At 31.3% G+C, this 12547-nt stretch carries 15 protein-coding genes and 1 pseudogene; 13 read left to right on the top strand and 3 right to left on the bottom strand.

The features are described 5' to 3' along the window. Positions 1–14: 14 nt before the first annotated feature. Both B2G86_RS04385 and B2G86_RS04380 read left to right on the top strand, forming a co-directional pair. Positions 15–386: a VOC family protein gene (locus B2G86_RS04385; protein WP_078357091.1), complete on the top strand. Its 372-nt coding sequence runs from the start codon at positions 15–17 to the stop codon at positions 384–386. Positions 387–402: 16 nt separating this feature from the next. Continuing rightward, a complete protein-coding gene (locus B2G86_RS04380; protein WP_078356925.1) occupies positions 403–864 on the top strand; it encodes a DinB family protein in 462 nt (153 codons plus the stop codon). 396 nt (positions 865–1260) lie between these two features. Here the strand turns inward: B2G86_RS04380 and B2G86_RS13370 are convergent, their stop codons facing one another. Next, entirely contained in the window at positions 1261–1410 is a 150-nt protein-coding gene (locus B2G86_RS13370) for a hypothetical protein (protein WP_198644277.1), read from the bottom strand. Positions 1411–1499: 89 nt separating this feature from the next. Here B2G86_RS13370 and B2G86_RS04375 point away from each other — a divergent pair, with 89 nt between their 5' ends. Genes B2G86_RS04375 through B2G86_RS04365 form a run of 3 tightly spaced genes read left to right on the top strand, consistent with a single transcriptional unit; the run spans position 1500 to position 3194 of the window. Then, positions 1500–1703 carry a DUF1272 domain-containing protein gene (locus B2G86_RS04375; RefSeq protein WP_078356924.1) on the top strand — a complete coding sequence of 68 codons (204 nt, stop codon included), beginning with the start codon at positions 1500–1502 and terminating at the stop codon, positions 1701–1703. 20 nt (positions 1704–1723) lie between these two features. Beyond that, positions 1724–2164 (top strand): GNAT family N-acetyltransferase, encoded by a 441-nt coding sequence (locus B2G86_RS04370; protein ID WP_078356923.1) that lies wholly within the window; start codon positions 1724–1726, stop codon positions 2162–2164. A gap of 25 nt (positions 2165–2189) precedes the next feature. Further along, positions 2190–3194: a zinc-binding alcohol dehydrogenase family protein gene (locus B2G86_RS04365; RefSeq protein WP_078356922.1), complete on the top strand. Its 1005-nt coding sequence runs from the start codon at positions 2190–2192 to the stop codon at positions 3192–3194. A gap of 260 nt (positions 3195–3454) precedes the next feature. Here B2G86_RS04365 and B2G86_RS04360 read toward each other — a convergent pair whose 3' ends face one another. Continuing rightward, complete coding sequence (locus tag B2G86_RS04360; RefSeq protein WP_241837734.1) at positions 3455–4891, bottom strand: YhgE/Pip domain-containing protein; 1437 nt, start codon at positions 4889–4891, stop codon at positions 3455–3457. Continuing rightward, complete coding sequence (locus B2G86_RS04355) at positions 4884–5342, bottom strand: MarR family winged helix-turn-helix transcriptional regulator (RefSeq protein ID WP_078356920.1); 459 nt, start codon at positions 5340–5342, stop codon at positions 4884–4886. Before B2G86_RS04355 ends, B2G86_RS04360 begins: the two co-directional genes overlap by 8 nt. Positions 5343–5518: 176 nt before the next feature. On the opposite strand from B2G86_RS04355, the gene dhaK reads away from it, so the two are divergent. The 8 genes and pseudogenes from dhaK to B2G86_RS04315 all read left to right on the top strand — a co-directional run bounded on the left by dhaK (position 5519) and on the right by B2G86_RS04315 (position 12532). Then, on the top strand, positions 5519–6484 hold the full coding sequence (gene dhaK / locus B2G86_RS04350) for a dihydroxyacetone kinase subunit DhaK (RefSeq protein WP_078356919.1): 966 nt from the start codon (positions 5519–5521) through the stop codon (positions 6482–6484). Between the two features lie 12 nt (positions 6485–6496). Further along, the gene (gene dhaL, locus B2G86_RS04345) at positions 6497–7072 is read left to right on the top strand and encodes a dihydroxyacetone kinase subunit DhaL (RefSeq protein WP_078356918.1); all 576 of its coding nucleotides are present in this window, start codon (positions 6497–6499) and stop codon (positions 7070–7072) included. A gap of 2 nt (positions 7073–7074) precedes the next feature. Continuing rightward, entirely contained in the window at positions 7075–7440 is a 366-nt protein-coding gene (gene dhaM / locus B2G86_RS04340; protein WP_078356917.1) for a dihydroxyacetone kinase phosphoryl donor subunit DhaM, read from the top strand. Positions 7441–7523: 83 nt separating this feature from the next. After that, positions 7524–8228 (top strand): FadR/GntR family transcriptional regulator, encoded by a 705-nt coding sequence (locus tag B2G86_RS04335; RefSeq protein WP_078356916.1) that lies wholly within the window; start codon positions 7524–7526, stop codon positions 8226–8228. A 283-nt stretch (positions 8229–8511) separates the two neighbouring features. Next, a pseudogene (locus B2G86_RS04330) lies at positions 8512–8748 on the top strand (transposase); the annotation flags it as partial. A gap of 882 nt (positions 8749–9630) precedes the next feature. Then, positions 9631–11166, top strand: a complete 1536-nt coding sequence (locus B2G86_RS04325; protein ID WP_078356914.1) for an AbgT family transporter — start codon at positions 9631–9633, stop codon at positions 11164–11166. Between the two features lie 178 nt (positions 11167–11344). Next, complete coding sequence (manA, locus tag B2G86_RS04320; RefSeq protein WP_078356913.1) at positions 11345–12286, top strand: mannose-6-phosphate isomerase, class I; 942 nt, start codon at positions 11345–11347, stop codon at positions 12284–12286. Between the two features lie 15 nt (positions 12287–12301). Beyond that, positions 12302–12532, top strand: coding sequence for a hypothetical protein (locus tag B2G86_RS04315; RefSeq protein ID WP_078356912.1), 231 nt, complete (start codon positions 12302–12304; stop codon positions 12530–12532). Positions 12533–12547 lie beyond the last annotated feature (15 nt).

Below are 12547 nucleotides of genomic sequence, written 5' to 3'. Positions count from 1 at the left end.
AGGTGATGTTTATGATAGAAAAGTTACATCAAGTTATGTTATATGTTGATAATCAAGAAAAAGCTATAGAATTTTGGAAAGATGTATTAAACTTTGTAGTTAAGTCTGAAGATGAGTTACCTGATGGGTTTAAATCTGTAGAGATAGCACCTAATGAACATGCTGAGACTTCGTTTGTATTATTTGATAAAGCATTTATTAAAAAGTACAGTCCTGAGGTTAGTATGGAGACACCGTCGTTAATGTTCAAAGCATCAAACTTTGATGAGTTGTACAAGTCGTTAAACGAACAAGGATTAACAGGTCATGATATCATTGAAATGCCTGAGGGTAGAGTATTCAACTTTCATGACAAGCAAGGTAATTACTTTGCTATAACAGAATAAGCTGGAGGGAATTTACATGTTAGAACAACAGTTCCAAATTTCATATAATATGCTATCAAATATTATTAAAGACGTTGATGAGAAACAAGCAGATTTTCAGTTAGAATTGGCTAAAAATAATATTAAATGGCAACTTGGTCATTTAATTATGGCGAATGAGTCATTCGTATTTGGTAGTAAAGAAGAAGGAAATATACTTGGTGAAAAATTAGGTAAATCATTCTCACCGGGCACTTCACCAGAAAGTTTCACGGGTGTTGAACCAACTTTCCAGGAATTGAAAGGTATTTTAAATCAACAGTTAGAAAGAATATTAAATGCTTTAGATGTTCAAATGGATAAATCAAGAAAAGAACCATTAGCAAATATGACTACATTTGGTGAAACAATTTCATTTGCTATTACGCATACAAATTATCATATCGGTCAAATTAATTTAATGGAAACAATGTTAACTAAATTAGATCAAGGCGTATAAAAAATAGAAAAGAGGCTGTGACATTTATTGTCGCAGCCTCTTGTTATATTATAGGCAGTAGATTTCTGTGTAACTTCTATTATAGGCATGCTTTTTAAAGAAGTTGGTATAAAAAGACGGTGCATTAAAAGCAGTTCCTAGCAAAATTGCTTATAAGGGGTGCATTAAAAGTAGTTCCCAGCAAAATTGCTTATAAGAGGTGCATTAAAAGTAGTTCCCAGCAAAATTGCTGATAAGAGATGTATTAAAAGCAGTTCCCAGCAAAATTGCTGATAAGAGGTGTATTAAAAGCAGTTCTCAGCAAAATTGCTTATAAATCAGTCCATATGCACATAACTTGAGTGAATTGTAACTTTTGATATGATTGTTACACTAAAAAAGAAAGAGCCTTAAACACTAATTTGTTTTAGGCTCTTTCTCATTTTTCTTTGAACATTCGAAACATAAGAGTGTTTTATCTTCTTGTACGACGCCTTCAATAAAGCCACTATGACAATAAATATTTGAATTGCATGCTTTACATTTTCCGACAAATTCTTTTTCCATTTAATCACACCTTAAAATTCTATTTTTGTTCTTAAAAATGATATGATAATTATATATAGACTAACATATTTTTTATTGGAGTGATTGAAATGGCTTTAGAAATGAAATCGAATTGCGAAAAATGTGGTTATGAATTTCATAGTAAGAGTAACGCATTTATCTGTGTGAAGGAACATACATTTTGTAGAGAATGTGCGGAAAATTTATTTTACGTATGTCCTGAATGTAATGGTGAACTTGTTGTACGTCCTAAAGTTCAAGCTGATGAAAATAAAATAATTAGAGATAGATAATATATAGATGAGGTGATGTATTGAATATTTCTATTTTAAATGTAGAGGATGTAAATAAAATAGTTCCAATATTTGATGAATATCGCGTTTATTTTGATCAACAATCTAATATAGATGCTGCTTATGATTTTTTGTATAATAACTTATCTAATAATGATGCTGTTATTTTTGTTGCTGAAGATGAAGAAGGTGTAATTGGATTTTTACAATTATATTCGATGCTGTCTTCGATGAAAATGTCAGAAATGTTGATTATAAATGATTTATATTTAACAGATGCAGCTAGAGGTAAACACATAGGAGAGCAGTTAATGCATCAAGCATTTAAATATGGTAAAGATAGTGGCTATGAGACAATATATTTAGAAACTGAAAAATCTAACATCGGTGGTAATCGGTTATATACGAAACTTGGCATGCAAGTCGACGATGAGCACAATTATTATAGTAAAGAATTATAAAATTAAGGTGAGAGGTGAATTTTAAATGAAAGCAATTGGATTTAAAAGAACTTTTGATTTGAAAGAATCAAATGAATTTGAAGAGCTTGATTTACCTATTCCCAAAGCTAACGGACGAGATATATTAGTAAACGTGAAATCAGTTAGTATTAATCCAGTAGATACAAAATCAAGAGTTACCAATGAAGGTGAATTTAAAATATTGGGTTATGATGCTGTAGGTGTTGTTGAAGCGGTAGGAGATAAAGTTGAATTGTTTCATGTAGGTGATGAAGTATATTATTCAGGTTCAAACATGCGTCAAGGATCTAATGCAGAATATCAATTAGTTGATGAGAGGCTTGTAGGTATTAAACCTGAATATTTATCTTACGCCGAAACAGCAGCATTACCTTTAACAGCAATTACATCATTTGAAGCACTTATTGAAGGATTAAGTATATCGACTAATCCAGAAGATAATAAAGATAAAAAGTTACTCATAATAAATGGTGCTGGAGGAGTAGGGTCAATTGCTACTCAAATTGCTAAAGACCTTGGATTAACTGTTATAACGACAGCATCAAGAAAAGAAACGAGAAGATGGTCTGAAAAAATGGGGGCTGATATTGTATTAAATCATAAACACCATTTACCAGACGAATTAAAAGCACATAAAATCAATGAAGTAGATTATATATTTAATACGCATAGTAGTGATGCTTACTTTAATGTAATGGCAGAAATGATTAAGCCTAGAGGTAGAATCGTTGCGCTTGTTAACTTTATGAACAATGTTAATTTAAACTTATTAAAAGATAAAAGTGTAACATTCTCATTTGAATTTATGTTTACAAGACCAAAATACGAAACAGAAGATATGAAAGCACATCATGAATATTTAAGAAAACTGACATATTTACTTGATAGAGGAACAATCAAAACAACCTTCCATACTAAATTAAAAGGACTAAGCGTAGAAAGTATAACAGAAGCGCATAGATTAATTGAAGAAGGCAAAAGTATTGGAAAAATTGTAATAGAATATTAGAGATATGTACGTTTTATCTGATATCTATATATGTTTAAAAAATAGCCATTTGCAACGATTTTGTAAAGTGCGGACGCCTGAGGGAATAGTATGCGTGAGAGACTACAGGCTCGAGCCATACCCCTAGGCAAGCATGCACGTACAAAATCGTAATATTATATAAAAAATAAGCATATCACTGTAATACTGAAGAAATCAGTTTAGTGATATGCTTATTTATTTTGAGTTAGGATTCATGTCCTAACTTTTTTAAATACATATTAATAGTCGTTTTCGTTTGCTAGACGTCTCAAGTGTGGATACTTAGAACGTACTACATATACTAGAAGTGTAAGAGCTGCGAAAACAATCGCAATAAGTCCTATTATTAGCATTGATTGTCCATACGATACATCACTTGTGAAGTTAAAGATATTTTCTCTTAAAGCTTTAATGACATAACTCATTGGCGAGAATGGATGTAAGTCTTGGAAGATCTTACCTGATAATTGTATTGGGAAAGTTCCTTCACTAGAACCTAATTGTAGTATCAGTAAAATGATTGCTAAGAATTTACCAATATTACCAAGTACTACAGTTAAGAACGTTACAATCATATATGCTGCGATACTCCATAATAGTAAGGTTAAAGTAAAGTAACCCGGATTAGCTATTTCAATTTCAAATCCGTATAAGCACAATATAGTTAATACTAAGGCGGATCCAATAGCTTGCATCATAAATATAGTAAACTTACTTAACCACCATTTAAATCCAGTTGATTCTCCAATTCGTTTGTCGATAGGGTATACTGCTGAGAAAGCAACTGCTCCAACATATAAACTCAATGAAAGGATATATGGTGCGAAACTTTGACCATAGTTGTCTACTTCGGTTAAATCATCTTCGTTTGAAACAACAGGACTGTTTATCGCTTTAACATTTTTCTCGTTAAAGTTTTGGTCTTCTGATTGTTTGATTGCTTTATCAATATTTTGCTTTAATTTATCATTATTTTGTTGTAAATCATTTAAACCTTGAGATACTTGCATACTTCCTTGTAAAAGTTGCTGTCCTTCTGCTCCAGCCATTGGTGCTAACTGTTCTAATCCAGATTCAACTTGTTTATTTCCATCGATAAGTTGTGACTCTGCATCTGACATTTGGCCTAGCGCTTTAGAAGTATCTTTATAACCATCTGTAAGCTTGTTTATACCTTTAAATGATTCGGAAATATATTTTTCACGAACAGAAGAACTTAAATTGTCTTCAACTGCTGTTACAGCTTTAGAGGCAATTTGAGAGCCTGTGTAACTATATCCTGGATTAGTCTTTACATTAAAGTCGATTTTTTTAGGATTCTTGTCTAACATTGAACCAGCATGTTTAGTAGTATCAGAAGGAATTGAAATAACTGCGAAAGAATTGCCTTCTTCTAAATGTTTATCTGCAGTTTCTTGGTTAACAAATTCCCATTTGAATTTATCGTTGTCTTTTAAATTATCTTCTACATCGTTACCTATATTTGTTTTCTTACCATTTACTTCTCCGCCATTATCGTTATTAACGACAGATATTTTTAACTGATCTGTCTTGCCATAAGGATCCCATAAAGAGCCTACGAAAACAGAACTATAAATAAGTGGTATTAGCATGATTGCAATTAAGGAAACAAGTAAGAATTTATGTGTCCACAGATTTTTTATATCATCAAACATGTTTAGCATCGTCCTTTCCTGTTATAAGATTATTAGCTTTCTCAAGTTGTTTAACAAATGTGATGATTTCTTTATCTGAGAAATGAGAAGAAAGTTTACGATTAAATGTTTCATAAATAATATCTTCAGTACGGATAACAAGCTTCATTCCTTTTTCAGTTAACAGAACGGACTTCTCTCTTTTATCTTCACCTTGTTCAATTGAAATAAGTTCGAGGTTTTTTAATTTGTTTATTCTATTTGATATAGCTGTTTTAAAAACACCTTGTTTAGAAGCGATAAAACCATAAGTACATTTAGGAAAATCTTTAATTATTTTTAAAGTTTGATATTGTTCTTTAGAAATAACTTCATCTAATCCAGTATTATTTAAAATTTTACCTACTTCACTATGAATATTAATAATAGATTCTTGAAATAAGTTAAATGCCTTTTTTAATTCGTGTTCCATTTTAGTACACCTCCTGTACTTAATACAAAGAATATAGTACACCCTATGTACTATAAAAGCAAGAGTTTTAATTAAATTGAATTATATTTGAAGTTTTACCCATATTGTTAACGCTTACTTCCATATTCGTTTTATAATAGAAATGTAGAATTGATAACTCAACGGGAGGTTATTTTATGAAAAAGTTAATGAAAGAAAAGACGAATTTTGTTGCTGACATGCTTAAAGGTATTGAAGTAATGGATAACTCAGTTGAAATTATAAGTGATAATGTCGTTGTTCGAAAAAAAGTTAAAGCAAGTGGCGTCGCTTTAGTTTCTGGTGGTGGATCGGGTCATGAACCGGCACATGCTGGTTTTGTTGCTGAAGGAATGTTAGATGCTGCTGTTTGCGGTGAGGTATTTACTTCGCCAACACCAGATAAAATTCTAGATGCAATTAAACATGTTGCTACAGATGATGGCGTCCTACTGATTATTAAAAATTATGCTGGAGATGTCATGAATTTTGAAATGGCTCAAGAAATGGCGGAAATGGAAGGTATTTCATGTCAGTCTGTAATAGTCCGTGATGATATTTCTATAGATAATGAACAAGATAGAAGAGGTGTCGCAGGTACTGTTTTAGTCCACAAATATGCTGGATACTTATCTGATAATGGATATAATTTAACTGAAATTAAAGAAAAAGTAGAAGCGTTTATTGAAAGTATTAGAACGATTGGTATGGCCATTTATCCTTGTTTAGTGCCAACTACTGGTCTATATGGGTTTGATTTAGATGACAATCAGATGGAAATTGGTATTGGTATTCATGGTGAAAGAGGTATATATCAAGAAAAAATAGAAACGGTTGATGAAATTATAAATAGATTAATGCATGAACTTGAAAAAGAAATTTCTGATAAGTCGTTAATCGTTATGATTAATGGAATGGGTGCGACTCCAGATTCAGAACTTGCGATAATTGCGCATTATTTCAACGAATATGCATCAAATAATCAACTTGAAATCAAAAAATACTTTGTTGGAAATTATATGACAGCACTTGATATGCAAGGCTTTTCTATTACACTTGTTCCTTATCAAGAAGAACTAGAAGAGGCATTTAATGCACCAACTGAAAGTAAATATTTTAAATAGGAGGCATTTTTAATGAATGCAGAAACACTATTGAAGAATCTTAAGGATTTAAAAAATACATTTGAAGCGGAAGAACAAAATTTAACTAATTTAGATAGAGCAATTGGTGATGGAGACCATGGTGTTAATATGTTAAGAGGTTTTAAAGCGGTAGATGAGAAAGTGACTGGAGAAACAATCAGTGATGTCTTAAAATCTACAGGCATGACACTAATGAGTTCTGTAGGAGGTGCGTCAGGTCCACTCTATGGCTTCAGCTTTGTTAAAATGGCTGGACTCGATCATGATGAAATGACTCAAGACAATTTAATAGAATATATCAATACATTTAAAGAAGCTATTGCTACAAGAGGAAAAGTAACAGGCGGAGAAAAGACAATGTATGATGTAATATTAAAATCTTCAGAACATCTAGACAATGGGAATAAATTAACTGAAGAAAATTTACAACAATTTGCTGAAGATACTAAAGACTTAGAAGCAACTAAAGGTAGAGCTTCTTATTTTAAAAAGGATTCAATTGGTCATATGGATCCAGGTGCACAAAGTATGGTTTATGTATTAAAAGCTTTAAGTAAGGATGTGTAAAAATGGCTACTATAGGAATTGTTAGTCACAGTAAAGATATTGCACAAGGTGTTAAAGATTTATTAGAACAAATGTCTCCGAACGTAACAGTTATTGCAAGAGGTGGTACGAATGAAGGAGAAATTGGGACGAGTATCGACACTGTAAATGAAATTATTAATGAACTAACAGAAGATGCTATGATATTTTATGATATAGGTTCATCTGAAATGAATCTTGAGATGGCATTAGATTTATATGATGGACCTTACAAGTTATATAAAGTTGATGGTCCAATCGTTGAAGGTTCATTTTTAGCAAGTGTATCCTTATCAACAGGTGCGACATTAGAAGAAGCGATTGATAGTATCAAGAGAGAATTTTCGTAAAGCGCTTTAATTATTTACGAATTAATAAATATTAAATGATATAATTGCTCTACTAATGATTTTAACAAGGTGGAGAAATTGGAATGAAGATATCGAACAAGAAATTATATGAAAAAGTTGCAGATGTCATCATATTGGATATTAATGAAGGACGTTTAAATATAGGAGATCGTTTACCATCTATTAAAGCTTTATCTGAGAGCTTTGGAGTAGGTCAAGCAACTATAAGAGAATCCTTAAATGCATTAAGAGCTATGGGTTTTGTAGACATCAAACATGGACAAGGAACATTTATTATAGAAAGAGAAGAACCGCAATTTAACTTTGAAGCAATAAGTGGAAATGCTAAAGACATTGAAAATTTATTAGAAGTAAGAAATATAGTAGAAGTAGGCGTTGCAAGATTAGCTGCTAAAAATAGAACTGATGAAGATTTATTAGCTATAGAATCTGCATTGAAAGATATGCAATTAGCAATAAACGAAAATGAATTAGGTGAAGCATCTGACTTGAAATTTCATCTTGCCATTGCTGATGCAGCAAAAAATGATATCTTAAAGCAATTGTTATTAAACGTTTCCGATATTATGAGACATACGATGAAAGAAACAAGAAAAATTTACTTATATACTAAAAGTAAATCAATAGAAAAATTGTATAACGAACATAAAGAAATCTTTGAAGCAATCAAAAGCAAAAATGCTAAACTAGCACAAAGTAAAATGACATTTCATTTAGAAGAAGTGGAGAAAGTTGTACTAAATAACATTAGACACTCGGATAGTTGACTAATGGTAGGAGAGCTTAGGACATAAATACCCATTCTTAAATAAAAAGAGCTAATCCATATTTTCGGATTAGCTCTTTTTTCTTTATTTATAAAATCTACGATTTTGTACGTGCATGCTTGCCTAGGGTATGGTTCGAGCCTGTAGTCTCTCACGCATACTATTCCCTCAGGCGTCAGCACTTTACAAAATCGTGACAAAATATCCATTCTTATACAAAAAAATAAAGCACTTTCGTATAATTTAATTAATAACCACAAAAAATAAATTAACGAGGTGCTTTATGTATAAAAATTATAACATGTCTCAATTAACGCTACCACTAGATATTGAAGTTTTAATTCCAAAAAATGATATTGCGTATTTTGTAAATCAAATTGTAGAAACGATACCTAATGAAGAATTCTACGAATTTACTCACGCTCGTGGTGCATCCTCATATCATCCTAAATTAATGTTAAAGATTATACTCTATTCATATACACAATCTGTTTTCTTTGGAAGAAGAATTGAAAGACTTCGATTAACTTGTGACTTAATCTACAACTTGGCAAAACTCTTTGATTAACTAGTGACTTAATCTACAACTTGGCAAAACACTTCGATTAACTAGTGACTTAATCTACAATTTAGCTAAACTCTTAGATTAACTAGTGACTTAATCTACAACTTGGCCGAACACTTCGATTAACTAGTGACTTAATCTACAATTTAGATAAACTCTTCGATTAACTTCCTAATTAATCTACAACTTAGCAAAACTCTTAGATTAACTAATGACTTAATCTACAACTTGGCCGAACTCTTCGATTAACTAGTGACTTAATCTACAACTTGTTCAAACTCTTCGATTAACTAATGACTTAATCTACAACTTGGCCGAACTCTTCGATTAACTAGTGACTTAATCTACAACTCAGCCGAACTCTTCGATTAACTCCTAACTTAATCTACATCTTATTTCATTTTTTTTAAAATTATTTATGTGCCATTCTCTTTTAGTCATAGGACATTTATGTCTAAGCCTTTAACTTTTTAATTGTAAAAATAATAAAAGCGATAAGCTTCAGGAGGCTTATCGCTTTAGGGTGTGTAACCCCATCCGTTCCATTTCATAATCATATATAAAGACTTCTTACAGTTAATAATAAATTGCATGATGTTTTTTCAAATATGAAGTACATTTATTACAACTTATCATCTGTTTATAGTATAAAGTCATCAGTATAGATTATCAACGTAAATTCAAAAAAAAGATACGTCAAATTTACACTTAATTTAGTTGTAAATAGAGTCTTGTAAGTAGCAGTAGTATAACATTTATAAAAAATATCAGAAATTTCAAAAATCAATGTTTTATTTATGATATACTATTTCTAATTTAGTTATGGGAGGATAATTTATGAGCCAAACAAAACAAAAAACGTCTATTGTTAATAAATTTCTGAATTTAATAGAAAAAGCAGGTAATAGATTACCTGATCCAAGTATTCTTTTCTTCTTTTTATGTGCTGGATTAATTTTTCTTTCATGGTTTATTTCATTATTTAATATCAAAGTAGAGAATCCAGGAACAGGGAAGACTGTAGAAGTAACAAGTCTTATTTCTAGAGAAGGGTTTGGGAAAATTATTAGCGAGTCTATAACAAATTTTTCTGAATTTCCAGCATTAGGCTTAGTATTAGCTGTAATGATAGGAATAGGTGTTGCTGAGAAGTCAGGGTATTTTGATAAGCTAATGGTTCAAGTCGTACTAAAAGCACCTAGAAAAATCATTGTTCCTATTATTATATTTGTAGGCATTATAGGTAATGCTGCAGGAGACGCTGCACCAGTGGTTTTACCACCTTTAACAGCACTAGTATTTATAAAGTTAGGTTACCATCCAATAGCTGGACTTGCCATGGCATACGCCTCAGCACTTGGGGCATTTGCAGCGAATTTAACTTTAGGAATGAGTGATGCATTAGTATATGCATTTACTAAACCTGCAGCTGAATTAATTGATAAAGATATTAATTTAAATGTGGCGATGAACTGGTACTTTATTGCAGCTTCAACAATTGTTTTACTTCCTGCAATTTATTATGTAAGTATGAAAATTGTTATTCCAAGACTCGGTACATATCATCCAAATGATGATTCAAATGAGGATGAATCAAATAATGAAATTACTACAAAAGAAAGAAAGGCTTTAAAATTTGCTAATATCAGTTTTCTAATTGTGATAGGAGTATTACTAGCTTTATCTATACCTGAGAATGGATGGTTAAGAAATTCTGATACTGGTAGTTTAATTGAAAAATCTCCTTTAATGGATGGCGTAGGAATTGTTATTCTTGTTGTATTTTTTGTTCCAGGATTTGTTTATGGCATTGTTTCAGGAAAAATTGGAAACACTAAAGATTTAGGTAAAATGTTATCTGACTCAATGTCGACTATGGGAAGCTTCATTGTAATTGTCTTCTTTGCTGCACAATTACTTGCTTACTTGGAGTGGAGTAACTTAGGTATTGTTATATCGGTAAAAGGAGCTGAATTACTACAAGGTCAGAATGGCGTTGTATTAATTATCGGATTTATTATATTGAGTAGTTTAATTAATTTATTAATTGGCAGTGCTTCCGCCAAATGGGCAATATTAGCACCCATTTTTATACCGATGTTTATGTTGTTGGGGTACCATCCAGCATTCACTCAGATGGTATATCGAATAGGGGATTCTATTACTAATCCAATAACACCTATGATGCCATACCTACCATTATTACTTTCATATGCTCAAAAATATGATAAAAACATGAAATTAGGAACGCTAATCTCTAGTTTGATGCCTTATTCAATTGTCTTGGCAATTGTTTGGCCGATATTTATGATTATTTGGTACTTATTAGGTATACCTTTTGGACCAGGTGGAGATATTTACTTTAATAAATAAGATTATTACAAAAGAATTAAATGCTAGATATAATAATTCTATTTAATGTATATTTGTATGATGAGTATTCCATAAAATACTGTCGGTATGGTACAATCTTCATTGGTACATCTATATCATTTGAAATGAAAAATAAGCATTATATAATATATAACAACAAATAGAAAAGGATGATTGAATGTCTCCGTTAATGTTAAAGCCTGTCTTTAAAGAACGCATATGGGGCGGTAGAAATTTAGAAAAAATGGGATATAACCTTCCAGACGGACAAATTGGTGAATGTTGGGGAATATCTGCGCATCAGAATGGGCCAAATGTAATTGCGAATGGTTTGTATGAAGGTAAAACTTTGGACCAAGTTTGGTCAGAACACCCAGAGCTTTTCGGAAATCCTTCTGAAGAAAAGTTTCCATTACTTACTAAAATTCTAGATGCTAATGATAAATTGTCAGTTCAAGTACATCCTGATGATACATATGCCTCAGAACATGAAAATGGTGAGTTTGGAAAGACTGAATGCTGGTATATCATTGATGCAAAAGAAGATGCAGAAATCATATATGGTACATATGCTAATACAAAGCAACAATTAGAAGAATTTATAAAGAATGAGGATTGGAATCATCTATTTAAACGTGTCAAAGTTGAAACAGGGGATTTCTTTTATGTTCCAAGTGGCACTGTACATGCTATAGGAAGCGGAATCATGATTTTGGAAACACAACAAAATTCTGATACAACATATAGAATTTATGACTATGATCGCATTGGTCAAGATGGTGAAAAAAGAGAACTTCATTTAGATAAGAGTATTGACGTTATTACAGTAGGATCTCAAAGTCCGAATGTACCGCCTAAAAAAATCGATGATGAAGAACAAAAAGGCATATTACTAGTGGAAAGCGAATTCTTTACAGTTGCTAAATGGCAAATTAACGGGACATTCAATTTTAGAAAACCAAGAGATTATTGCTTAGTTAGTGTCATTGAAGGTAATGGAGAAATTATTACAGATGGAAATGTGTTTGAAGTTGTTAAAGGTGATCATTTAATTTTGACTGCTGATGACTTAGATAATCATATTAACGGACAATTAGAAGTTATCGTTAGCTATGTTTAGAATGGAGAAATTAAAATGAAGAAATTTTTATATTTATCATTAGCTTGTGCTGTTATAGCAGGACTTGGATTATTCTTTGGATTGCCAAAATATCCTACTCCAGTAATACCATTTATTATTGCTTTAATAGGCTTAATCTTAGCTATCTCTACAGTTAAAGATAAAGAGATTTCAGCTGGTCTAAAGTTAGGAGGCATCCTAGTAAATTTGATGCCAACTTTAGCAGGACTATCATTAATTCTTTAAATTAATAGGAAAAAA

It is taken from the genome of Mammaliicoccus fleurettii (assembly GCF_002018435.1).
Classification (GTDB): domain Bacteria; phylum Bacillota; class Bacilli; order Staphylococcales; family Staphylococcaceae; genus Mammaliicoccus; species Mammaliicoccus fleurettii.
Note: the sequence above shows the minus strand (reverse complement) of the source record. Positions and strands in the feature narration are given on the sequence as shown.